Genomic DNA, 23,404 nt, shown 5'->3' with positions numbered 1-23,404 from the left:
CCCGTGTCCTTTTTAATGTCCTGGACAGCAAAGGCGAAAACAGGCGGGCAGTGCAACAAGCTGGGTGAATTTACCAGTGGCCTCCCTGCCTTCGACAGGACCGCCTGTGAAGGATTGGGGGAATTCCTCTGGTGATGAAATTGAGATCAAATTTGTCAGGAGGTTTTTATTGTGCCTGGTGTTGTAAGTGTCAACGGTACCAAAAATCTTTCAAGATTTCTTATATCATTTGGGCTGGAACAAAAAAATGGGATTGGGCAGTGAGTCGTCGTGAGGCGAAATCCACAGGGAACTCCCATCATACACCAGGATTTGTCGGAAGGAAAAAACATTTTCTTGGCATCCAAAAAGGCAGGTTTTTGGATTTCATCTCGGCCAGACGGAGAGGAAAAGCGGTTTTCCAAAAAATGGAAACCACTCGGCGGCTGATTTTGTTCTGAATGTGATACATCCCAACAGCCCGAAGAAAACAGTTTGGATGCCTGACCAATATCAGTATAATGCAGCCCAAGCAGTTCCTTCGCACGCGGGCTTTCCCCACATAAATCATCTCTTCCCAAGAATTTGCAAGCTTTAACCACCTTTTTTAGGACGATTCCAATGAGGGATTCCATCATTTTCTATTTCAACGGCATCCTGCAAACCCTCCCGGCTGCCGAAGCTTTTCAGACACTTTCCGATTTTTTGCGCTATCAGCAAGGGGCAACCGGCACCAAGGTTGTGTGTGCTGAAGGGGATTGCGGTGCCTGCACGGTGCTCATCGGACGGGTTGAAGGTGAGCAGCTCCGGTATCGCCCCATCAATGCCTGTATTCAGTCCATGTATCAGCTTGATTGCACCTCGATCATCACGGTTGAAGGCGTGAAAGAAAATGGGGGCTTAAACCCGATTCAGTCAGCCATGGTTGAAAACCACGCGGCCCAGTGCGGATATTGCACACCGGGATTTGTCATGTCGCTGTGCGCGTTGTTTGAAGAACAGACTCAGGTGACAGCCCGGCAGGTCCAGGATGCACTGACCGGAAATCTCTGTCGCTGCACCGGGTATGAGCCCATTATCACTTCGGCGCTCAAGGTCGAAACCGAACGGCTGACCCGGTTTCAAGCCCGATATCCAACCGAGGAGATGCTGGCCACCCTGAATCGGTATCGGGGACCGGTTCACCTTGAATTCAAAAACAAAGTTTTTTATAGCCCGGTGGATATTGCCAGCGCGGTGGCCTTTAAGGCCAAACACCCCAAAACCTTGATCGTGCAGGGGGCAACTGACGTTGGCGTGTGGTGCAACAAACGGGGCTACGTCACCGAGACCGTGATGAGCCTCAATCAGATTTCAGAACTCAAAGAACTCCTGGTTGAAGATGGCCTGCTCAAGGTCGGCGCCCGGGTGACGCTGCAAGACCTGGAAGATTTCACCCGTGATGTGGTGCCGGAATTTCATCGGATTTTATCCATCTTTGGTTCTCCACAGATCAAACACGCTGGAACGCTGGCGGGCAACATTGCCAATGGCTCACCGATTGCCGACTCATTACCATTTTTGTTCGTCACCCATGCCCAGGTGGAATTGACTGGAGTCACTGGCTCACGACTGGTGGATATCAACCAGTTGTACCTTGGGTATAAGCAGCTTGATCTCAGGCCGGACGAATTGATTACCCGAATTCTGATTCCGTTACCGGCGGCTGGCGAAATTCTCAAACTCTACAAAGTGTCAAAGCGCAAAGACCTTGATATCTCATCCTTTACGGCTGGAATCAAACTGGCTCTGAATGGTGATCGGGTTGATTCCATTCAGATGGCTTATGGTGGTGTCGGACCAGTTGTGTTGCGACTCCCGCAAACCGAAGCCTTTTTAACGGGTCGTGAGTTAAGCTTTGACGCTATTGAACAGGCTGGACAACTGGCGCGCCAGGAAATCAGCCCCATTTCAGACGTCCGTGGGTCGGCTGAATTCCGCTTTCAACTGGCGGAAAACATCCTCAAAAAATTTTATTTTGAAGTACAGGAAGAAAGGGAATCGGTATGTCGGTCGTAGGCAAAAACATCCCACACGATTCAGCCGCCGGACATGTCTCCGGTGAATCAATATACATTGATGACATGCCCTTTTCCCGCCAGGAAGTACTGGTTGATTTCTTCTGGAGTCCGGTGGCTCACGGGAAAATCAAATCCATTGATATCAGCCAGGCATTGCAGGTGCCAGGTGTTGTGGGTGTGTACACCGCTCACGATTTAGGTGGCGTCAATAAATTTGGTCCGATTCTCAAGGATGAGCCCTTGCTGGCTGAAACCGAAGTCCTGTTTATTGGACACCCAATCGTGGTGGTTGCGGCTGAAACCCGCGAAGCCATCACCGCTGCCAAAGCCGCCATTACCGTTGATATTGAACCCCTGGACCCAATTTTCACCATTGACGAAGCCATTGCCAAAGGGTGGTTTCTAGGCCAGAAACGAACCATCCGCCGCGGAAACGTGACGGCGGCACTGGCTGAAGCTGACCACGTGTTGGAAGGCACTTTTGTCTGTGGCGGTCAGGATCATTTTTACCTTGAGTCCCAGGCGGCGATTGTTTATCCCGGCGAACACAACACCCTGACCGTGCATTCTTCAACCCAGCACCCAACCGAAGTCCAGGAAATTGTGGCCAAAGTGCTTGGTCTGCAATTTCATCAGGTCGTGTGTATCACAAAGCGCATGGGAGGCGCCTTTGGTGGAAAAGAATCCCAGGCAACGCATCCAGCTTGTATGGCGGGTTTGGTGGCACTCAAAACCAAACGGCCAGCCCGGATTGTCTTTACCAAAGATGACGATATGAAGGTCACCGGGAAACGCCACCCATTTCAAAACCGCTACCAGGTTGGGTTTACCCAGGATGGCCGTATTACAGCCTTCAAAGTTGAAATCTATTCAAATGGCGGAGCCTATGCCGATCTTTCAACCGCAGTGATGGCCCGAGCCATGACCCACGTTGATAATGCCTATTTTCTGCCCAATGCTGAAATCACCGGCGTTGTGTGCCGAACGAATCTGCCGCCAAATACAGCCTTTCGTGGGTTTGGCGGTCCACAGGGTGCCGCCACGATTGAAGCCGTCATGGAAGAAATCGGTGTCTTTCTTAAAAAGGACCCGGTTGATATTCGACTGGCAAATCTCTATGGCATTACGGACCGCAATACCACGCCCTACGGTCAGCTTGTCATGAACAACATGCTCCCTCGGCTGTTTGACGAGCAATTGGAGCGGTCTGACTACCGTCGTCGTCGGGCTGAGGTCGAAGCCTTTAACGCCGTTTCCAAAACCCACCTCAAGGGTATTTCCTGTACCGGGGTCAAATTTGGGATTTCGTTTAACACCAAATTTTTGAACCAGGCCAGCGCGTTGGTTCACATCTATCTTGATGGTTCGATTCAGGTTTCGACCGGCGCCACGGAGATGGGGCAGGGTGTCAACACCAAGATCAAACAACTGGTGGCGGATGAGTTTTCAATTGATCCAAATTGGGTCATTACCATGCCGACTTCAACCGAGAAAAGCAATAATGCCTCGGCCACGGCTGCGTCCAGCGGTGCCGATTTAAATGGCGGAGCGGCAGTGGATGCCTGTCGGCGGATCCGTACCCGATTAACCGAAGCCGCCAGTGAATTCCTGGCTTCGCGGGAGCCGGACCTGGAAAAATCACCGGCGAATATTCGCTTTGAAGAAGGTTTCATTTACGATAACCGGCGTCCTTCCCAACGGCTCTCCTTCAAAGATCTGGTCAAGTATGCCTACCACCAGCGAATCAGCCTCGGTGAGCGCGGCTTTTATGCCACCCAGGGTGTTGATTTCAATTGGGAAACCGGCTCCGGCCACCCGTTTCTTTATTTCACCATGGCGTGTGCTGTTTCAGAGGTGCTGATTGATCGGTTTACTGGTGACTTGCGGATTTTACGGAGTGATGTATTGATGGATATTGGCAAGTCAATCAATCCTGGAATTGATCGTGGTCAAATTACAGGTGGTTTTATCCAGGGCCTTGGTTGGCTTACCTCTGAAGAATTGAAATATAACGCTCAGGGTGACCTTCTTTCATACTCACCAACCACGTACAAAATTCCAAATATCCAGGATGTACCAGCAATTTTTAACGTGGATTGGATTGATAACGACACCAATGATGTCAATGTGCGTCGGAGCAAAGCCGTTGGCGAGCCGCCATTTTTGACGGCCATTTCAGTCTGGACAGCCGTCAAACATGCTCTTTCCTGTGTCTCAAATGGTGAAATTCCAGTGCTTCATGTACCGGCCACGAATGAAGAAATTCTCACCCGTTTGACCAATCTGGCTCGACGGCCATTGGAATTAGGTGTGAAGAATTGAGAATGAAGAATGAAGAAAATACAGGTGGTTAGTGGTTAGTGGTTAAATGAAGAAAATACAGTGGTTAGTGGTTAGTTCTTGGTTTTTGGTGACTGGTTCTTCTTCGAAAGTATTGATTTCTAACCACTAACCACTAACCACTAACCACTAACCACTCAATGGTTTCTTCATTCTTCTCACTTTCCCCTGCCCCTGGCTGTGCCCGAATTTGAGGCCAGCGCCTCAACTACCCCATCCCCCAAGTCTGAATGATCCCCCGGATCTGAACCACCTATGCAAACCATTTGGGCGATCCTCACAGAACTGATCGAAGCACACGTCCCCTGTGTTTTGGTGACGGTTGTGGATGTCGTTGGAAGTGTGCCCCAGGATCCTGGTTCAAAGATGATAGTTACTACCCAGGGCCGGGAATATGGTACGGTTGGGGGAGGGAAAGTTGAGACCCGCGCCATTGAAGAAGCCCAGCGACTCCTGACCGCCAGTCCCTGGGAGCCGAAAACACATTTTGTTAACTGGAGCTTACACAAGGATATCGGCATGACATGTGGCGGTGCCGTCAAGCTTTATTTTGAAGCTCACAATGTGGGATTGTGGAATATCGTCATTTTTGGCGCCGGACATATTGCCAATGCGTTGATTCCGCTTCTGATCAAGCTTGAATGCCACCTTACCTGTCTTGATCCACGACCGGAATGGCTGGCCAAACTGCCTGAAGCCCCAAATCTGACCCGACAACTGGCCAGTGATCTGCCGGCTGAAGTCAAAAACCTTCCCGCAGATGCTTTTGTTGTCTTGATGACGATGGGACACACCACCGATAAGCCCATTTTGATTGAAATTTTGAAAACCAGGGCTTTCCCCTATCTGGGCGTGATCGGAAGCGATGCCAAAGCCAAACGACTCCGCCAGGATGTGGCTGAAGCCGGGCTATTGGAAGAAGAGCAGCACCAGTTTTTCTGCCCCATTGGCTTGAAGCTTGGGTCGAACCACCCCCATGAAATTGCAATTAGCATTGCCGCGCAGCTTTTACAGGAGAGGGACAGGCTGATTGGGGAACGTAGCGAAATAGCGAAATAGTGAAATAGAAAAAGCCTTATTTCTTCGGCCTGGTACTTCACTCTTTCACGATTTCGACTGGTATGCCAGGTTGCAATGAAATCCCCTTATGAGAAAACAGTCACGTGATTTAACCAAATAAGCTTAGTGAACTACTGACTACTGACTACTGGCTACTGACTGATATTACTTGATCGGTTTTGGAGACAACTTCATGGAAGAAATACCTAGAGGTCAATCGCCATTATCCGTTTTGGTTGCCGAAGACGAAGATGCCCTGCGGCGGGTGCTGCGACGGGCACTTGAAAAAACAGGATTTACGGTCTTCGAAGCCGCCAATGGGAAAAAGGCGCTTGAAATTTTTCACAAGGAACACCCTTCAATTGTGTTGCTGGATGCCGTGATGCCCGGCATGAATGGGTTTGAACTCTGTGCCCAGTTGCGGCAAACACCCGGCGGCGCCCGGCTTCCGATCCTGATTATTACTTCACTGGAGGATGAATCTTCGGTTGCCAGAGCCTTTAGCGCTGGCGCCACGGATTATTTAACCAAACCGGTTCGGATCACGGTGTTATGTCAGCGAATCTTGCGGCTGGTTCAGGCGAGCCGGGCGGAAACGCAACTGGCTGAAACCAATGCCTATTTGCAGTCACTTGTTCGGCATGTTCCAGATGGTGTCGTCACCTTTGATGAGTGGGGAATCATTGAATCGTTTAATCCGTCAGCCGAGCAAATTCTGGGGTTTTCCGCTCCTGAAGCCATTGGAAAATCAATCCAGCACATTTTAGGTTTGCCAAGTCAAACGAGTTTTTTGCCCTCCGCCACCCGCCAGGAAACATTTGCCCGCCGGAAAGATGGCTCGGTTTTTAACCTTGAAGTTTCGGTTAGTGAGTTTGATTTTCATGGAAACAAACGATTTACCGCCATTTTACGAGATATTACTTCGCGTAAGCAGGCGGAAATCGAGCTGCGGAATTCCCAGCAAAAATTTGAAGCACTGGTCAATTCGATTGATGGAATTGTCTTTGAAGTTGACATCGAGACGTTTCGCTTTCAGTTTGTGAGCCAGCAAGTTGAACTCCTGCTTGGGTATCCAAAGCAGCGTTGGATGGACGAACCGGATTTTTGGGAATCCCATTTGCACCCGGATGATCGGGAAGAAGCCGTTCGCTACTGTAAAACTGAAACCATTCAAGGGCGTGACCACGAGTTTGAATATCGGATGATTGCCGCAGACGGACGGGAATTGTGGTTTCGTGATCTGGTCCGGGTGGTGTGTGAAGATGGTAGACCGAAACTCCTGCGTGGGGTCATGGTGGACATCACCAAGCAGCGGCAAACCGAAGTTGCGCTGCACCGGTCACAGAAAATGGAAGCGGTTGGACGGCTGGCGGGCGGCGTGGCCCATGATTTCAACAACCTCCTGACGGTGATCAAGGGGTATAGTCAGTTGCTTTTAAAGTCACAGCCCGCAGATTCGGTTCCACGGCAGTATGTCGAAGAGATTAAGAAAAGCGCTGATCGGTCAAGTGCCCTGATTCGTCAACTGCTCGCTTTTAGTCGTCGTCAGGTGCTGCAACCCCACGTGATTGATTTAAACGCCCTGATTTTGGACATCCGCGAAATGCTGGAACGGTTGATCAGCGAAGATATTGAACTCGGATTATCACTTGATCCGGCTTTGGGGCGGGTGAAAGCCGACCCAAGTCAAATTGAACAGGTCATCATGAACCTGGTGGTCAATGCTCGGGATGCGATGCCGGGTGGAGGAATGCTGTCAGTCATCACTGGGAATGTTGATCTGGACGAAGCGATTGTCCACGGACGCCTTGATGCTCATTCCGGATCATATGTGATGCTGGCAATTTCGGATACCGGGGTTGGGATGGATGAATACACCAAATCCCACATCTATGAACCGTTTTTTACCACCAAGGCCGAGCGGGGAACTGGCCTTGGACTATCAACCGTGTATGGAATTGTCACGCAAAGCAATGGATTCATTGAAGTTGAAAGCACAGCCGGGGAAGGTACCGCCTTTAGTATTTTCCTGCCTCGCGTGGATGACGACATCAGTTTGATCCCGATCAGTTATTCCGAGCCTCTGCATATTGAAGGTACGGAAACGATCTTGATTGTTGAGGATGAAGAGCAACTTCGAAAACTGGTCTGTGAAGCCTTGCGCCGGTGCCGATATCAGGTTTTAGAAGCCAACAATGGTGAAACCGCGCTTCGGATTTTCAAAGAGCAGGCGGCTCAGATTGATCTTCTGGTGACGGATGTGGTGATGCCCAGGCTAAGCGGACCCGACCTGGCTCAGAAGGTACTGGCTGAAAATCCGGAAATGAAGGTGATTTTTATGTCGGGATATTCAAAAAACATCCCGCTTGAAAGTGGTCTTCCCTTGAAAAGTATCGCCTTTCTATGGAAACCTTTTGAACCGTATGACTTAATTCAAAAGGTTCGTGAAGTTCTTGACTCAAGGAGGCGCTAAAACTTGAAGTTGCCCATTCTCCATAATTGCCAGTTGTTTTTTGGTTGTTGTCGCTGGGGATTCAGTTGAATGAACTGACCTGGGGCTGCATCGTGAGATTTATTTTGAAAAACGGTGCCACCCCAGGCTCCTCGAAAAACCGGTGAGTTGCCAGCCCTGGGACTCACGACTGACAATAGCGAAAAAACAAACGTATGCTGAAATTTTTCAATACTTTAACCAGTCAACTCGAAGCATTTACCCCTCTCGAAGACAACATCGTTCGCATGTATAGCTGCGGCCCGACGGTGTATGACTTTGCCCACATCGGAAATTTTCGCTCATTTTTGTTTACCGATGTGCTCCACCGCTACCTGAAATATCGTGGATATCAGGTGACGTTTGTGATGAACATCACCGATATTGACGACAAAATCATCGAGCGTGCCAACCAGACCGGGCAGAACATTCGGACATTTACCGATGAATACCTGCAGTATTTTCTGGAGGACATGAAGCAGCTCGATATGCAGTTTCCTCACCATATCGTCCGCGCAACGGATCATATTCCGGAGATGGTCGAACTGGTTCATTCACTGATACAGAACGGGCATGCTTATGAAAGCGAAGGCTCAGTCTATTTCCGGATCAACTCCTTTGATGGCTATGGCAAGCTTTCGGGGGCCAAGCTCGAAGGCAACAAGGCCGGTGCCCGCATCAGCACTGACGAATATGAAAAAGATGACGTCCGTGATTTTGTCCTCTGGAAAGGCGTCAAACCCAACGAACCAAGCTGGCCGGCTGATTTCGGCGAGGGCCGTCCTGGCTGGCATCTCGAATGCTCGGCGATGTCAATGAAATATCTTGGCGAATCATTTGACATCCACTGCGGCGGGGTGGACCTTGTTTTTCCACACCACGAAAACGAAATTGCCCAATCCGAAGGCGCAAGCGGCAAGCCATTTGTCAAATACTGGCTGCACGCCGAACACCTGCAAATCAACGGCGGCAAGATGGCAAAACGGCTTGGGAATTTCTTTACCGTGCGTGATTTGCTTGAAAAAGGCTATCACCCACGGGCGATTCGGCTGGCGTTGATTTCAGTGCCGTATCGCAAATCGCTCAATTTTACCATTGATGGACTGGAAGGCATGTCGCGAAGACTTGAACGGTTGACCGACTTTGCCCGACGGTTACGCGAGGCCAGACCTGTTGAATCTGACGACACGGCGCTGCTGTACGAGATTCAGAAGTCACAGGAGGCGTTTGAAGCCGGAATGGATGATGATCTCAACACGGCTCAGGGGCTGGCGGCGGTGACACTGCTTGAAACGGCGCTCAATCGGGCAATGGCCGAAGAACGACTGACCGAAAAGGCCAAAACGCTCGGGCTTGAGGTCCTGGGCAAGATGGATGGTGTGTTTGGCTTTTTTGATCCGTTTGTGGATGAAAGCCTGGATGCCGAAATCCAGGCGCTGGTGGATGAACGTCTTGCCGCCCGCAAAGCCAAAAACTTTGCCCGGTCAGATGAAATTCGCCAGATTCTGGCTGACCGTGGGATCATCCTTGAAGACACTCGTGACGGCACACGCTGGAAACGAAAGTAAAATGATGAATGGGCGCTGTTGCTTTGAACGGCGCTCACATTCAAAAAGGGCACAGCTTGCTGTGCCCTTTTTCATTTTAAGTGAAGAAAAATTACTCAGTTTTAGAATATTCATATTTTTCATATGGACGAATGAAGCCAGAGTGCGCTAAAAAAGGGAGTACCTGTTTTTTCTCTGGATATTAGAAGCAGTTACAGTCAAAGTGTGTGATGCAATAGAGTTTTAGTTCACACCATGCAGAACTCTGGTTCTGTTGAGTTTAACTCCTGACCGAAAGGGTTTTGCCCGCACCGGTGCCTGTGAACTGAACAAAATTTACTGAAAAATCGAGGTTTTATGAGCACCAACGAAATTTGGCAAGTTGAAATCGAGGGACAGATTTACGAAGCGGATACTGAAACCATGAAAGCCTGGGTTCAAGATGGGTATGTTCAGCCCGGTGATAAAGTCAAACGCGGTAATCTTGCCTGGACCGAGGCCAAAAATATTCCAATGATTCGGAATTTGTTGAGTGGCGCCACTGGCCAGGCCACACCCGCGCCGGTAGGTGGAGCGGCTCAAAGTACTGGGGCCTCATACTCCCACAGCGGCGGTGCCGGGCATGGCGCCGGCCAGCATCAGGCTAGTGCTGCCGGGGCAGGTGCCAGCTATGGTGCCGTCGGAGCAAGCCGAGCGACTGGAAGTCAGGCCGCTTCGTATGCCGCCTATAGTCAACCTGGAACTGGTGGAGTGGCAACCGCCGTGTGCCATAACCACCCGCAATCAGCACCCGAATATCTCTGCCGGGGCTGCGGTGCCGTCTTGTGCAAAGGATGTGTCAATGCTGTTGCTTCCGGTGCGATTTGTTCCCTTTGTGGCCAGCTTTGTCAAAAATACTCTGAAGCCACAAAGCAAATGCAGCGCCAGTCGTTTCAGAAATCCGGCTTTGGAATGGAGGATCTCGTTCAATCGTTGGCCTACCCATTTAAACACTTCGTGATGTTTGCCATTGCCGCATTCATGATTACTGCAATTGGATTCATCCACGATGGAATAGCCAGTTTGATGATGGTTGGGTATCTCTCGATTATCATTCGACGGATTTCTGATGGTCGCCTGGAGGAAAGCGTGCTCCTTGATTTTGAAGATTTGAGAGGGGTTGCCTTTCTTGGCATCAGTGTCTGGTTGATTGTGTTTGGACCAGCACTTATCGTGCGAACAACTGGTATTGATGACACCATCGGCATGTCGTTAGGTGATGCTCCATTGCTTCTCTGGCCTTTTTCATTTGGATTGTTGGGAACCCTATCACTTCTGTGGGCTGTGTTTTATTACCCAATGGCGATGCTTGTGGCCGGGTTTAGTCAGTCGTTTGGGGCGGTGATGAACCCACTCGTTGGGCTTGATACCATCAAACGGATGGGTGTTGTCTATGCCAAAGTTTGGTTGATGTATTTTGGAATTGAATTGGTCTTTGTTATTCTCAAAGTGGTGGGTGCCATTACTGGCATTCTGGGTCTTCCGATTGTTGGGTACGCTGTTTTTAAACCACTTGAATTCTTTTTCACTTCAATGATTGCCTGTGTGTTAGGGCTTTCAATTTTCAAATGTGCTGATCGGCTGGGTGTCCACGTTTAATTCTGGGATTTCTGCCGGTTGGCTAAACTCTGAAGCCACTGTGAATTATCGTCAGCAAGAAACATTTCTGAATCAGTATGCGCAGGTTGGGGTCGGGATGATCGCCCTCAACCTTGTTTTTTTTGGGGTCCTGGTGAATGTCACTCGCCGATTGTTGAGCTGGGGCAACATCACCAAATTGACGCTGCTCGCAATTGCCCTTAGCATCGCTGTTTTTTACCTCCCCAAGTATCTTTTCCTTACCATTGAAGAACACAAAAAGTATTCCTGGACCATCCGAATCCGATGGATTTTGGGTGGGTTGTTCTTGCTTTCAACGCCGCTGGTTGGTCGGTCACTCAAGGATTGTGGGTTGATGGTTGGCGCGGCGGGGTTTGTGTTGTCAACCAACTGGGCGGTGCGTGAGGTTTTTCGACAGGTTCAGCGCAAGCAAAAAAAGCCGGAATTACTTAGCTACATTCCCTTTGTCTATGCGGCGGGTGATAGCCTTGGCCTTGGATTGCTCCTTAGCAATAAAGTTCTGACCCTTGAAACCGGGGTATTGTTAACGGCGATGGCCGTCCATTTGCTGATTTTGCTCTTGTCTCAAAAGCAATTAGCCCTGATTCCGGTGATTGTGATTGGTGTCGCGGGACTCCTCTGGTTTGTGGGAGGGCAGGGGCCACATATTGGGTCCGTGACTTCGTGGATGATTGTCTCGCTGGCCCTGTGCTGGATGGCTCGGGATCGACATCGGAAGAACCTGGAAGACATGCTCTTTTCACTGGTGGATTTTACTGGTGAAACCCCGGAACACATTCAGGAAGCACTGTTAACCAGCACGGGTGCGTTGGCTGCGAGCTGGAATGCCCAGCCGCCAACGACGCCTGAAGAACTTGAAACCTGGTACCGACAAAATTCAGGCTATTACATCTATGACCTGGCGCAATTTCACCTGGCTTACAAGCACATAGTGTTTACCCTGGATGTGATCTCACAGGCCCGTGGCCGGGTGTTGGATTACGGTGCGGGTATTGGGGACCTCTCGTTAGAACTGGCCGCACGCGGGGATCGTGAAGTGACCTACTTTGATGTTGATGGGGAAACACAACAGTTTGCCCGTTGGCGTGCTCGTGAACGAAAACTCCGGATCACCTTTGCCAGTGACCGCCGTCGCCTGGAGAGCCAGTATGACACCATTATTCTATTGGATGTGCTTGAGCATTTAGCTGACCCGGTTGAAACGCTGGAATTTTTGGTCAGCCGGTTGGCCCCCGGAGGGAAACTGGTGGCCTCTATCGCTTTTGGGCCAACCAAAGCCCATCCCATGCACTTTGATCATGACTTTGATGCCAAATCGTGGCTGCGAGAGCGTGGCTTTTTTGATGCCAAAACACTGTCACTCCGACTTTTTGGCTCAGAGGCCATGCGCCGCTCCGGAGTGATTATTTATCAGAAAAAATGGACGCCACAGTGAAGAAGAATGAAGAATGAAGAATGAAGAAAGTGGTTAGTGGTTAGTGATGCCAGTTAAGGTTTGAAGTGGTTTTTGGTTTTCATCCCGAAGGGATGGAGCAAAGTTAGCCGGTGGTCAGCGTCGCTTTGGACGCGCCACCACCGGATGCAGGTCAGATCCAGATTTCCCCCGCCCAGCCAGCCGCCGCCTACGGCGGCTGGCTGGGCGGGAAAAGGGTGGGGAATGACCAGATTCCCAGGGCTCGAAGACTCGCCCTGGGCTACGAGCCGACACCCAGTTCCTGGGCTGAGAACCAAAACCGGCTTCAACCCTTAACTGGCACCACTAACCACTAACCACTTCCTTTCGGGGACGGTTAAACACAAAGGCAATGCCGACGCTGAAGTAGTACAACAACAGCATTGGAACGGCAAAAATCATCATGTTGGGGATATCGGAAGTGGGGGAGAGAACGGCGGCTAAAATCAGAATCGCGACCACGGCAAACCGCCACATTCTGAGCAAGAATCCAGCCGTGACCAGCCCCAATCGCGCGAGAAAATACACCACGGTCGGAATTTCAAAGACTAATCCTAACCCGAGAATAATGGTGATGATCAGGTCAAAGTATTCATTGGCTTCGATATAGGGTTGGAAGTTTTCGGCTTCGCCGATAAGGAAATCACAGGCCCTTGGAAAGGCGATGTAATAGCCGAATGTCGCCCCAAGCAGGAAGAAAAACGTCCCCATGATGATCACTGGCCAGACATAGCTTTTTTCGTGTTCATACAGCCCCGGAGACACAAAAATATAAATCTGATAGAGAATGTAAGGGATTGAAAAGAAAATCGCGGCGTAAAAAGCCACTTTGACATACAGGTTAAAGGCCCCCTGCACGGTGTGAACCACCAGTTGACTTGCAGGGTCGGTATCTGGCGGAAGCAGGTCGGAAGGCAATTGAAATCCTTCAGGCAAAATGCGTTTCCCAATCACGATGGGCTGAATTGTTACCATGCGGAGCGGCTGGCCGGGATCTCGGACAACCTTTGCCTGAACCGTGGTGCCGGTCGGAATACTTACCTTTTCAACCGTCACTCCTTTTTCAAAAATAAAAGTTACAACCTTGCCGTTTTCCAGTTCTTTTAATTCCTGAACCCGGCTGGTGGCTTTGACCGCCATAAACTTGGCTTTGCGGAGCGCTTCAGAGACGGGGACCGAGAGAAAATTATAAATCGGTTTTGAAAATCCCCAGCACACCAGAAAGGCCACCACGAGAAAAATTGCGACACTAAAAATGCGCTGGCGGAGTTCTTCGAGATGATCGAGGAACCCCATGGCGCCTTCGGGTTCCAGTTCGGTTGTGCCTTGGGTTATCGGTGTTTCTGCCATAAAGAATATCAATAAGGGCTCAATGGTTGAGGTTGAGGAAATTCAACGCTTCCAACCATTTCGCTTTCTGTAACTACCAGATGTTGATGTAAAAGTGGAATAATACCATTTTCCAATGGAATACTTGTATGAGAAGACAGTCAAGTAATTCAATCAAATAAACTTAGCGAACTACTGGCTACTGACTACTGGCTACTGACTCCATGGTATTTAGCCCTCAAATCCTTCGATAACCGGGCTGATTGTGGGTTGAGGTGAGGGAGTCGGACGTGAGGCCACGGAAGCCGCCGAACGACCTCGGCTGACTGCAACTGGGCTGGCCGAAATTTCGGGTGCTGGGGGAATAAACTCTTCAATGGTTGGGGGCGGAGGATCAGTCGGACCGGAGGATTCAGCTTTGGCCAGTGAAACGGCTGGTTTGGACCCTAACGGGGCCGTCAGGGAAGCTGTAACGGCGGGAACAATGGAACCGATTGGGTCTTTAACCACCTGGAGGGCTTGCCGGGTGGATTCAAGGTCAACTTCGGCTTCCCAGGCGCGTTTGAACTCATTTGACGCCTGTCGAAATTGATTCATCATTTTTCCCAGGGTGCGACCAATTTCGGGCAGTTTGCGCGGACCGAAAATCAAAAGTGCCACAAAAAAAATAAACACCAGTTCCGTAAAACTTAAACCAAACATAGCGACCTCAGTTGTTGTGTTCCTCTGAAAGAATGTGTTCAAGCACCTTGTAAATCTCTTTTTTGTCAGCCGCAACCTGGATTGGTTGGTTGGCAAACGTTGAATGAAGGAGAGAGTCTGCCTTTACGATCTCAGTTCGACGTTCGGACTTTTGATAAAGTTCTCCTAAGTGATATTGGATCGTGTAATCAGGATCTTTGAGCACATTTCCAGTCAGGATGCCGACCACAACTTCATCCGGATCCAGTTGTCCAGCGGCGACCATCTTTCTGATTCCAGCGACGGTTGTGGCCGAGGCTGGTTCACACCCAATGCCATCGCGTCCGATCATGGCTTTGGCATCGGCGATTTCCTGTTCTGACACGGAAATGCAGGTGCCGTTGGTCCACTCAAGTGCCCGAATGGCTTTTGCCCAGGAAACCGGATTGCCAATTTTGATCGCCGTGGCCAGCGTTGTGGCCTTTTCGACTGATTTGAAAGGGGTTCCCGATGGACTGGACCAGTACTGCGCCAGCGGACTGGCTCCTTCAGCTTGAATGATGGTGATTTTGGGAAGGCGATCAATGACACCAAGTGAATACATTTCCTTCAAACCCTTCCCAATCGCCGAACTATTCCCGAGGTTTCCGCCAGGCAAGACAACCCGGTCTGGAACCTGCCATTGCAGTTGCTGGAGCATCTCAAAGGCAATGGTTTTCTGGCCTTCCAATCGAAATGGATTGATCGAATTTAACAAATAGATATCCGTTTCCCGGGCAATCTCCTGGACGATACTCATGGCCGCATCAAAATCACCATCAATCTGAAGCGTCATCGCCCCATAGTCCATGCTTTGTGAGAGTTTCCCATAGGCAATCTGACCACCAGGGATAAACACAATGCCTTTCATTCCCGCACGAGCCGCATAGGCTGCCATTGATGCCGACGTATTGCCCGTACTGGCACAGGCAACCGCCCTGGCGTGCATCCGATTGGCCTGAGTCGTGCCGGTGGTCATGCCATTATCTTTGAAAGAACCAGTGGGATTTAATCCCTGATGTTTCAACCGCAACTGGCGCAACCCGGCATATTGTGCGCTCCGAGGCGCATCAAACATGGCGGTGTTGCCTTCAAACATGGTCACAATTTGTGATTCGGAGGTATAGAAGGGGAGGAGTTCCCGAAAGCGCCAGACGCCGCTGATATCCAGCGGATTTGCCGATGCCCGGCGGGTATCGAACAGTTTTCGATAGTCCGAGACCAGGCGTGAGTTCCATTCATAGGAAACATCAAGCAAATCACCGCACTTTTCGCAGGTGTACAGATTTTGAGCCGTGTCAAAAGTGGACTCGCAGGCAATACATTTTAAACAAACCTGGCTGAGTGCCGGGAATTTCACAATTGATGAGGTAGACATAGCCGTGAACAGAAGAGGAGTAGTTTGGGAACAAAATGAGGAGATTCAGGTTTAACCGGAAGCCTGTACAACAGCCGACCCCGATCAAAGAATCAAACTGTGGTGGAAATCCAGCCCGAGTGCAAGCCCAAAAATGATTTCTTTGAACGACACTCTTTCAAAATTAGAGATTTAAGGTACAATGCACAATTCAATCTTTCCTGAAAAGTCCTACTTTACACGCTTCAATTATCCTCACATGAGAATTCTGTTTTTAAGCCTAATCCTTTTATTATCTGGGGTGTGCGTCCCAGTTTTTCAAGCCGACACCACAGCTCAGTGTCGTTTGCGGGTCATGGATGCCCGTGAGTTGACGGTCCAGGCTGATTTAATCAGCCGGGTGCGAGTCAAAAAAGTCAAAGCGATTCGTGATCCGATGTATGGCCAACTGGTCACCCTTGAAATTTTAGAAATACTCAAAGGTGATACCCGGCTCAAAGAAGTGACTGTTTGGGCAGCCAGCAAAGTGTACTGTGCTATGGATGTTTATGTGAAAGGCCAGGAGTTTCTGGTATTTCTGACCTATGAACAAACCCTCTACCGAACGCTCAACTGGCAATATGGTCAGTTTTTGATGGGTGAGCCAACGATCAAAGGCTGGCGCTCTCCGGGGACCGACCTAAACGCGATTCCTGAAAAAACCTTCGAGCAAATCAAAGCGGAAATCCAGACATTCCTTGAAGATGCCCGAAACCCCAACAGCGAACCTGCCCAAAATGGAACCGCTCCAGTGTTGCCGACACGTCCCTGAGGTCAATGACCTGGAAGAAAGGATGAATGAAGCCAGACGTTGAGCTTGATTGAGTTTGCTGGTTCATCAGTCCACCCAAAAATTTCAAATCCGAGAAGGAAGCACCACGGAAAAGCTTCCTTCTCGGATTTGTTGTTTTTCCCCGAACCCCTGAACCCGATGCCCTGAGCCCTCAATGGTATTATTTGGCCTTGAGCACGCTCTCAATGGCTGATGTCAGTTCGGTTGAGGTCGGAGTCACACTTGACCCAAAACGGGCGACCAGCTTTCCATCCGGGCCAATCAGAAACTTGGAAAAATTCCATTTAATTTCTCCGGCCAGGTCGGGGTTCCCGCCGCCTGAGGTCAAATAGGCAAACAGCGGGGCTTTCCCATCCCCTTTGACGGTCACCTTGCCGAACAAATCAAACGTGGTGTGATAGTTCATCTCACAAAACTGTTTAATTTCCGTATTAGTGCCCGGTTCCTGTTGTCCATAATCATTTGAGGGAAAGGCCAGGATCCGCAGCCCGCGATCCCGATATTTCTGATACAGCTCTTCGAGTCCTTTATATTGCGGTGTGAATCCACATTGGGAGGCCGTGTTGACGATAAGCACCACCTTGCCTTTGTAGGAACACAGGTTAACATCTTTACCTTCAATGGATTTGACCGTGTAATTCAACGCACCTGGACAATCAATGCTTGATGCTTCTGAAACCATGGGTTGTTGTTTTCCTCCAAACCAGCACCCGCTAACACCTGACACCAGAAGTGCCAGCATCAACGTGAACAAAATCTTTCGTGACATGACATCGCCCTCCTCAAAAGGGAAAAGAAAGAGAGATTAAAAAAGGGAAAAGCTCAGAATTTGGAGTTCCAAATTTCTGAGCTTCGTCGCGTCTGAATACAAAGCAAAATGGATTTTTCAACTGAGCCGCCTATTTGTTCAAGGATTGCAGTTCCTCAACTTTAGGAGCATTTACATCCCAGGTTTTGACGATTTTGCCATTGCGGAGCAGCACAATATGCGGTGTATCGCCGGTTGGTCCTAGAATGCGGTTAAAATCATCATTTGAAATTTGGCCGAGCGGGAATTTAGCACCATATCGCTGAGCAAAAAACTGACGTTTCCAGTCTTCATCCGGGCACAAGGCCACAAAGTTCGGTACATTTTTGGTCGTCAGGTAGGAATTAAAGGTTGGGACACTCGCCTGACAGTGCTCACATTCGGTCAACATAAAGGCCACCACGTGGGTGCCTTGTTTGAGGTTGACCGAAATGCCGGTAATTTTCAAATCGGCAATGGACTGTTCCGCTTTTTGGGCTTCGGCAGCCGGCGTGGAAAGAATCCCGAAATTGAGTGGGAGCACCAGCCCAATTGCGGCAAAGGCTGAAATGACCGCCACGCGCCACATTCCATTGTGCTGGCTGACAGGTTGTTTGCGAACCAGCCAGAACGCCGCAATGCTACCGCCAAGCATCAGTAAATCTTCGACAAATGCCTCGCCGGGCGTTCGTTTGGCCCAGGAGCCAAAACAGCCGCAATCCGCCGTAGCACCTGTCATCCAGGCCCATCCAACCGCGCCCAAAAAGGCCAGAAACAACAGTGACGAAAAAATTAAGGTCAAGCGCATTCGATACCCCACGATTAAAGCTGCCCCCAACGCACACTCGACGATGAGCATCGTCCAGGCCACCAGCAGGTGGGACGTTGGCCAGGGCAGGATTTTGTAGTCCGCGATATGTTTGACGAATTGGAGCGGTTCGTAGATTTTGAGGAGGCCCGCCACAAGTAGAATGCAGCCCAACACGATGGCGAGCCCCCAGGCGATGTGCAGTGATTTCCCTGATGAATTCATGCGCAAATTGGTTTATTTCTTTGCTGGAAGATCATTGGCAGGCGGTGCTACCAGTGGCGTGGCCGGAGTTGCTGGTTGAGTTGCCGGTTGCGGCGTTGAAAGCCCTGGACCGACAGGAAGCGATCCTTGCGTCCCCATTTGCGCTCGCTGAGCCGTTTCAATGGCGGTTTTGGCATCAGCCACAATCGTAGTCGCCATTGGGTCTTTCGGAATTTCTTTATCTAAGATCACAAACTTGTTTTTAAGGTCTTTGACTTTCCCGTCAGGTGAGAAATACACCCGCAGGTCGCCCAGTTCCTTGGTTTGGGTAAAGGTATAGACCACTGTGGTTTGGCCGATTTTCTTCACTTCTTTGCCGCCCATTCCACTTTGAGCGCCAATCAGAATGTCAATTCCTGGCACATCCGTCGCCAGCTTTTCAACGTCCTGGGGTTGCGCGTAGGCCAGGACCACCACCAGATCGGATTTACCACGCAATTCGCCGACCACCCGTTTAAGAGCTTCGGTCGGAGATTCAATCACGCATCCGGCCCAGGTAGGGGCGTTGCCGGTCGTGACGCCGGTAATACCCACCCGAACTGTTTTCCCGGCCCGTTTCGAGTCAATTTCTTCAATCAAATATTCTTTGGGTTGCCCAAGGTCTCCGCCACTGGTTTTGACATTGGCTGAAACCAGTTTTTGGATAAATGGAAGTTCTTTGACCCGTTCGTCAAAGCCGGTTTTCTTGAAGATGTCGGGAAGGTATCCAGCATCACGAGCACTAATGTTGGCGGCGGCAAACCCTGCCTGGCCATACCCTTTTAAGACCCACTTATTGCGTTCGATGCTGTCGAGGAATAAGCCCGAATCACTGCCGCCGGCGTCGGCAAACATATGTCCGGCATCAAGTTGGAGCGCGGGTACTTCCGGAGTCATTGCCCGAAAGCCTTCCTTGTATCCCATGCGCCAGGCCAGACCACCCATCGGGTGGGCTTTACATCCGCAATCATCCAGATTCCCGCCCAGGTCAGCCCCATACATGAGGGCCAGCGCATACCCGTCATCCGGGCCAAGTTTGGTTTTGAGTTGCTCATTGAGTTCAACGCGCGGAGGACCTGTCTCCCTGGTGCTGCTGGCGCCCGTGCTGCAGGCACTTGAAAACAGCACTCCCAGGCTCAGGATAAGTGCAAAGCAAAAGTGATAATGATGCAGTCGTGGGACAGCGGTTAGTGACTGAGACAAGCGTGTCAGTGCCATAGTATCTCCCGGAAAAATTGGTTATTTGGGTGATTGGAATTGAACTTCCAAGCTTAGCTGTGCCTTCTTTCTAACGTCAACTGGATTCAGTTGGTTACAGCAGGGAAGAGCCGAAAATGAAAAAGGACGACCTGATCGTCGTCCCTGTGCATTGATTTTGGGATTTGGCTGAAAAGAATCATCACCTGTTGACTACTTCATCGCTCCCCTGGTGTCCGCCGACCCCAACCGCGATGTCTTGGGAAGAAATCCCGTCGGTTGACCACGATGCCATTTTGGCTGGTGAGTACCCGTGGCGACCCAAGGTGGTCCGGCGTCAGGAAATTGATCGCACTTCCGCTGACTTCCGCGAGCATCCCCGTCGGCCCGTACACATATTCCTTGGTTGGGGTTGAAGGCGAAGCCGTCGCGCCTTCGTGTTCGGCGACCAACTCTCCACCCATTCCGTAGACAAATCTGGTGACCGCCGTGCTGACCGTTTTCTTGATTCTTCGGCCTTCTCCATCGTAGCGGTAGCTGGTCGTGACGCCGTTGACCACCGCTTCCACCATCCGGTTTTCCGCGTCGTACTTGAAGCTCTTTCCATTATCAATGATCACGTTTCCAGCCGGATCATAGCTCACTAAGGATCAGTGAATTGCAAGAAGATAATTCTTGATCTTGGTCTTAACCAGCAATTCTTTGTTCGGAAAACAGAGAATTCCTGAGCAGAACCTAGTCAAGCAAAACATCAAGGCATTTCACCCTAAAAATTTAGCTTCCTGGTGTGAGGTGAATAACCAATTTTTTCTTTGTTGCTTTTCGGTTGTGAGGTTGGACAACTACATAAACATGAGATGGATTCCACTCAGAGTCTTTGCTGGCACATATTTCATATTTACCTGCTGGAATATTGTGGAAGCAAAATCTTCCCAACGCATCTGTTTTGCAGGCTTTAATTCTCTTTTGGCCAACTGGTGATGCAACCAGCCCTTTGGTGATCCATTCTGGTCTGTCAAGAACCTCAACCAAAACATCTTTTAATGCTTGACCACCAATATTTTGCACCCGACCTTCAATGCATTTATATGGAACTTGCTCCATGACAGTAATTATCTCATTTCCACCTGGGTGTGTTGTTTTATTTGGTTCAGGTGGTTTGCAGCGACATTGATGCCCTGTAGCCTGGGAGAAAAACCAAAGACCTAGCCAGATAGCAACAAACTGTTTCATATCCTGTTTTTCCAACCTCCGAACTATGGTTTTTTAACTACAGACTGTATTATCGCCCCTGCAAACCCACCACCAATTCGAAGCTCTTGCCTGATGATACCTTCACGTCGGATAGCATGATGGTGTGCTGTTTCATATTTTGGCCCAATTTCTTCGAATTTCCGGTTTTCACTCGCTTCATGGATAAAAAAGCTAACAGGTCGAATAATATGCCCCATTCCTTCTATTTGTCCGTTGACTTCAGGAGAGGATGCGGCACCAGGGAAAATACTGCTTACATTAATTCCTACCTGAGTTTGCACCAAGTTTGTGTTGTAAGCGATAACAGAAAAAACAGAATCACCATTTGAAAGATTTGCTGGTTGTAATTGATTAGGTCTTCCCCTTGTGCCAAGCAAATAACCAACACCACCGGTTTGTGAGGTACTTCCGTTAAACCTGATAGCTAAAGATTTACCCATCTGTGTCAGGCGCCCTTTATTGTCTCTTGAGCCTTGAAATAAATCAGCAGCAGCAGCACCATTTGAGTCAGCAAAGAAAAGGTAGTTTTCATTTGACTGAACCAATTCCACAAGTAATTGAACTCCAGAGTTTGCTTGTGACAAGTCAGCTCCTTCACGGAGAATTACTTGCCCATCTTGAACCTGGAAGTAAGTTTGAAATTGTCCTTGCCCACCAGCCAGTTCATAAAGAACATTTGACACCAGCCAGTTGATATTCCCACCTAAAAAAAGGCGCTCTCCAGTTGGATCTATCCATTTCAGTGGGTTATTCCGCGTATATACATAGCCGTTGAATTGTTGTGGGTCAATTACCATCATTCCTTGAAAGTAAAGCGGATCCGCACTCTGAAACCGCCCCAACGTGTTGGCATAGTACCTGGCCTGGGCGAAGTCCAACCCCGTTTCCTCATCCCGCTCATAGCCAGTGAACCGCTGCCGCAACGAGTCTGTCCCGTAGCCCATCCCCGCCGTTCGTCCACCCACCCCAACCGCGATGTCTTCTCCAAAGGGGAAGAAGTCCCTTCGGTTGACGACGATGCCATTCTGGCTGGTGAGTACCCTCGGCGACCCAAGATGATCCGGCGTCAGGAAGTTGACCGCACTTCCGGTGACTTCCGCCAGCATCCCCGTAGGCCCGTACACATATTCTTTGGTTGGGGTTGAAGGCGAAGCCGTCACGCCTTCGTGTTCGGCGACCAACTCTCCACCCATTCCGTAGACAAACCGGGTGACCGCCGTGCCGACCGTTTTCTTGAGGCGGCGACCTTCTCCGTCATAGCGGTAACTGGTTGTGACTGCGTTGACCACCGCTTCCACCATCCGGTTTTCCGCGTCGTCAGATTACCTAATCTTAGCGGCCTAGTCCTTTTCGGTTTTTATTTGTTCGGAATTACCCATTTGGGGATTCGTTTTGGTGGGAGACCGGGTTCATAATCTAGTGTTTCAAACTTACCGTCCCCGTCCATATCAAAGAAATAGAGAAAATATTGTGCGCCTAAATCTACGCCTTGAGGCGTGTCAACTACGCTATAACCTGTAACCTGATATCTAAAAATCTTGTTTTCAACTGAGTATTGAACAATTTCAGTGATCAAAAGATGTGCTTGATGGACATGTAATTTGTCTCCATTAATGGTAAAAAATGGCAACTTTTGTAGGTTTAAGTCTTTCTTTTTAGGTTTTTGGGGTTGGTAAGTGGTTATTTTAACTGAAAAGGGCGGGAGGCCCGGATAAGGTTTTTCTTCAATTTTAATCTGGTTTAGCTTTGAACTTTGGTTGATAAATGGGATGTCCCAACCACCATCATTAACTATTTTAGTTGCAGCAATTTGTCGAGACACAGGCTCTTTCGGGGATGTTGCTTGGTAAGAAACTGTCAACAGCAGAAACAATAAGGTAAAGCCTAAGATATTCATTTTGCTACACATATTTGAACTTGATAACTTTCTTTGGTTAATGGCGCGAATAAAGGATGAAAGAAGCACTTGTTTTTAAACTCAAATGCTCAGGTCCCGATTGCTCAGACCACTTATTGTAGATTGCTGATTAAACAGATCCTTTCAATCCTTAATTTTACCTTAAAATTTAGAGCACGGTAGCACCACACTTAATCGTGGTGGAGATTTTTGAAGCACCCAAGATTCAGATTTCCTAAAGTCGCCACCTGTAACTAGAGCGTGTCGCAGAACTCAATCTGTAAAAATCCAACCGGGTTTATTGAGAAGTTGGTGGGGTTGGAAGAGAAGTTGACCATCGATCTTTGACAAATAGACTGAGGAGAACTCAAGCGAGGGCAGTCGCGGATGAG

Annotated in this window: 20 protein-coding genes; 8 read left to right on the top strand and 12 right to left on the bottom strand. The window is 49.5% G+C overall.

Annotated elements, in window-relative coordinates; translation table 11 throughout:
• Positions 1–155: 155 nt before the first annotated feature.
• Positions 156–617, bottom strand: coding sequence for a hypothetical protein (locus HY774_27795; protein ID MBI4752310.1), 462 nt, complete (start codon positions 615–617; stop codon positions 156–158).
• Here HY774_27795 and xdhA point away from each other — a divergent pair.
• The 7 genes from xdhA (at position 601) to HY774_27760 (ending at position 12,570) form a co-directional block, all read left to right on the top strand.
• A complete protein-coding gene (gene xdhA / locus HY774_27790; protein ID MBI4752309.1) occupies positions 601–2,037 on the top strand; it encodes a xanthine dehydrogenase small subunit in 1,437 nt (478 codons plus the stop codon). The genes HY774_27795 and xdhA overlap by 17 nt on opposite strands.
• Entirely contained in the window at positions 2,025–4,361 is a 2,337-nt protein-coding gene (xdhB, locus tag HY774_27785; protein ID MBI4752308.1) for a xanthine dehydrogenase molybdopterin binding subunit, read from the top strand. The genes xdhA and xdhB overlap by 13 nt, the downstream gene beginning before the upstream one ends.
• A gap of 273 nt (positions 4,362–4,634) precedes the next feature.
• The gene (xdhC, locus tag HY774_27780) at positions 4,635–5,438 is read left to right on the top strand and encodes a xanthine dehydrogenase accessory protein XdhC (protein MBI4752307.1); all 804 of its coding nucleotides are present in this window, start codon (positions 4,635–4,637) and stop codon (positions 5,436–5,438) included.
• 193 nt (positions 5,439–5,631) lie between these two features.
• Entirely contained in the window at positions 5,632–7,911 is a 2,280-nt protein-coding gene (locus HY774_27775) for a response regulator (protein ID MBI4752306.1), read from the top strand.
• A gap of 194 nt (positions 7,912–8,105) precedes the next feature.
• Positions 8,106–9,497 (top strand): cysteine--tRNA ligase, encoded by a 1,392-nt coding sequence (locus tag HY774_27770; GenBank protein ID MBI4752305.1) that lies wholly within the window; start codon positions 8,106–8,108, stop codon positions 9,495–9,497.
• Positions 9,498–9,833: 336 nt separating this feature from the next.
• The gene (locus tag HY774_27765; protein ID MBI4752304.1) at positions 9,834–11,114 is read left to right on the top strand and encodes a hypothetical protein; all 1,281 of its coding nucleotides are present in this window, start codon (positions 9,834–9,836) and stop codon (positions 11,112–11,114) included.
• A 40-nt stretch (positions 11,115–11,154) separates the two neighbouring features.
• On the top strand, positions 11,155–12,570 hold the full coding sequence (locus HY774_27760) for a class I SAM-dependent methyltransferase (protein ID MBI4752303.1): 1,416 nt from the start codon (positions 11,155–11,157) through the stop codon (positions 12,568–12,570).
• Positions 12,571–12,623: 53 nt separating this feature from the next.
• Here HY774_27760 and HY774_27755 read toward each other — a convergent pair whose 3' ends face one another.
• The 4 genes from HY774_27755 to HY774_27740 all read right to left on the bottom strand — a co-directional run bounded on the left by HY774_27755 (position 12,624) and on the right by HY774_27740 (position 16,015).
• Positions 12,624–12,866: a hypothetical protein gene (locus HY774_27755; GenBank protein MBI4752302.1), complete on the bottom strand. Its 243-nt coding sequence runs from the start codon at positions 12,864–12,866 to the stop codon at positions 12,624–12,626.
• Positions 12,867–12,894: 28 nt separating this feature from the next.
• Positions 12,895–13,938: a twin-arginine translocase subunit TatC gene (tatC, locus tag HY774_27750; GenBank protein ID MBI4752301.1), complete on the bottom strand. Its 1,044-nt coding sequence runs from the start codon at positions 13,936–13,938 to the stop codon at positions 12,895–12,897.
• Positions 13,939–14,148: 210 nt separating this feature from the next.
• The gene (locus HY774_27745; protein ID MBI4752300.1) at positions 14,149–14,619 is read right to left on the bottom strand and encodes a twin-arginine translocase TatA/TatE family subunit; all 471 of its coding nucleotides are present in this window, start codon (positions 14,617–14,619) and stop codon (positions 14,149–14,151) included.
• A gap of 7 nt (positions 14,620–14,626) precedes the next feature.
• Positions 14,627–16,015 (bottom strand): threonine synthase, encoded by a 1,389-nt coding sequence (locus tag HY774_27740; GenBank protein ID MBI4752299.1) that lies wholly within the window; start codon positions 16,013–16,015, stop codon positions 14,627–14,629.
• Positions 16,016–16,253: 238 nt separating this feature from the next.
• Here HY774_27740 and HY774_27735 point away from each other — a divergent pair, with 238 nt between their 5' ends.
• Positions 16,254–16,805 (top strand): hypothetical protein, encoded by a 552-nt coding sequence (locus HY774_27735; protein MBI4752298.1) that lies wholly within the window; start codon positions 16,254–16,256, stop codon positions 16,803–16,805.
• Positions 16,806–16,986: 181 nt separating this feature from the next.
• Here the strand turns inward: HY774_27735 and HY774_27730 are convergent, their stop codons facing one another.
• From HY774_27730 to HY774_27700, 7 genes are all read right to left on the bottom strand, one after another.
• A complete protein-coding gene (locus HY774_27730) occupies positions 16,987–17,595 on the bottom strand; it encodes a glutathione peroxidase (protein ID MBI4752297.1) in 609 nt (202 codons plus the stop codon).
• A gap of 130 nt (positions 17,596–17,725) precedes the next feature.
• The gene (locus HY774_27725) at positions 17,726–18,646 is read right to left on the bottom strand and encodes a hypothetical protein (GenBank protein ID MBI4752296.1); all 921 of its coding nucleotides are present in this window, start codon (positions 18,644–18,646) and stop codon (positions 17,726–17,728) included.
• A gap of 12 nt (positions 18,647–18,658) precedes the next feature.
• A complete protein-coding gene (locus tag HY774_27720) occupies positions 18,659–19,882 on the bottom strand; it encodes a hypothetical protein (GenBank protein ID MBI4752295.1) in 1,224 nt (407 codons plus the stop codon).
• A 197-nt stretch (positions 19,883–20,079) separates the two neighbouring features.
• Positions 20,080–20,505 (bottom strand): hypothetical protein, encoded by a 426-nt coding sequence (locus tag HY774_27715; protein ID MBI4752294.1) that lies wholly within the window; start codon positions 20,503–20,505, stop codon positions 20,080–20,082.
• 130 nt (positions 20,506–20,635) lie between these two features.
• Positions 20,636–21,094, bottom strand: coding sequence for a carboxypeptidase regulatory-like domain-containing protein (locus HY774_27710; GenBank protein ID MBI4752293.1), 459 nt, complete (start codon positions 21,092–21,094; stop codon positions 20,636–20,638).
• Between the two features lie 23 nt (positions 21,095–21,117).
• Positions 21,118–22,416 carry an RHS repeat-associated core domain-containing protein gene (locus HY774_27705; GenBank protein ID MBI4752292.1) on the bottom strand — a complete coding sequence of 433 codons (1,299 nt, stop codon included), beginning with the start codon at positions 22,414–22,416 and terminating at the stop codon, positions 21,118–21,120.
• A 56-nt stretch (positions 22,417–22,472) separates the two neighbouring features.
• Positions 22,473–23,012, bottom strand: coding sequence for a hypothetical protein (locus HY774_27700; GenBank protein MBI4752291.1), 540 nt, complete (start codon positions 23,010–23,012; stop codon positions 22,473–22,475).
• Between the last annotated feature and the right edge of the window lie 392 nt (positions 23,013–23,404).

This window comes from Acidobacteriota bacterium (genome assembly GCA_016208495.1).
In the GTDB taxonomy this organism is placed as follows: domain Bacteria; phylum Acidobacteriota; class Blastocatellia; order Chloracidobacteriales; family Chloracidobacteriaceae; genus JACQXX01.
Note: the sequence above shows the minus strand (reverse complement) of the source record. Positions and strands in the feature narration are given on the sequence as shown.

Coding starts and splice junctions, on each gene's coding strand:
- xdhA (MBI4752309.1), top strand. CDS start 601: ATGAGGGATTCCATCATTTTCTATTTCAACGGCATCCTGCAAACCCTC.
- HY774_27795 (MBI4752310.1), bottom strand. CDS start 617: ATGATGGAATCCCTCATTGGAATCGTCCTAAAAAAGGTGGTTAAAGCT.
- xdhB (MBI4752308.1), top strand. CDS start 2,025: ATGTCGGTCGTAGGCAAAAACATCCCACACGATTCAGCCGCCGGACAT.
- xdhC (MBI4752307.1), top strand. CDS start 4,635: ATGCAAACCATTTGGGCGATCCTCACAGAACTGATCGAAGCACACGTC.
- HY774_27775 (MBI4752306.1), top strand. CDS start 5,632: ATGGAAGAAATACCTAGAGGTCAATCGCCATTATCCGTTTTGGTTGCC.
- HY774_27770 (MBI4752305.1), top strand. CDS start 8,106: ATGCTGAAATTTTTCAATACTTTAACCAGTCAACTCGAAGCATTTACC.
- HY774_27765 (MBI4752304.1), top strand. CDS start 9,834: ATGAGCACCAACGAAATTTGGCAAGTTGAAATCGAGGGACAGATTTAC.
- tatC (MBI4752301.1), bottom strand. CDS start 13,938: ATGGCAGAAACACCGATAACCCAAGGCACAACCGAACTGGAACCCGAA.
- HY774_27745 (MBI4752300.1), bottom strand. CDS start 14,619: ATGTTTGGTTTAAGTTTTACGGAACTGGTGTTTATTTTTTTTGTGGCA.
- HY774_27740 (MBI4752299.1), bottom strand. CDS start 16,015: ATGTCTACCTCATCAATTGTGAAATTCCCGGCACTCAGCCAGGTTTGT.
- HY774_27735 (MBI4752298.1), top strand. CDS start 16,254: ATGAGAATTCTGTTTTTAAGCCTAATCCTTTTATTATCTGGGGTGTGC.
- HY774_27730 (MBI4752297.1), bottom strand. CDS start 17,595: ATGTCACGAAAGATTTTGTTCACGTTGATGCTGGCACTTCTGGTGTCA.
- HY774_27725 (MBI4752296.1), bottom strand. CDS start 18,646: ATGAATTCATCAGGGAAATCACTGCACATCGCCTGGGGGCTCGCCATC.
- HY774_27720 (MBI4752295.1), bottom strand. CDS start 19,882: ATGGCACTGACACGCTTGTCTCAGTCACTAACCGCTGTCCCACGACTG.
- HY774_27710 (MBI4752293.1), bottom strand. CDS start 21,094: ATGAAACAGTTTGTTGCTATCTGGCTAGGTCTTTGGTTTTTCTCCCAG.
- HY774_27705 (MBI4752292.1), bottom strand. CDS start 22,416: ATGGTGGAAGCGGTGGTCAACGCAGTCACAACCAGTTACCGCTATGAC.
- HY774_27700 (MBI4752291.1), bottom strand. CDS start 23,012: ATGAATATCTTAGGCTTTACCTTATTGTTTCTGCTGTTGACAGTTTCT.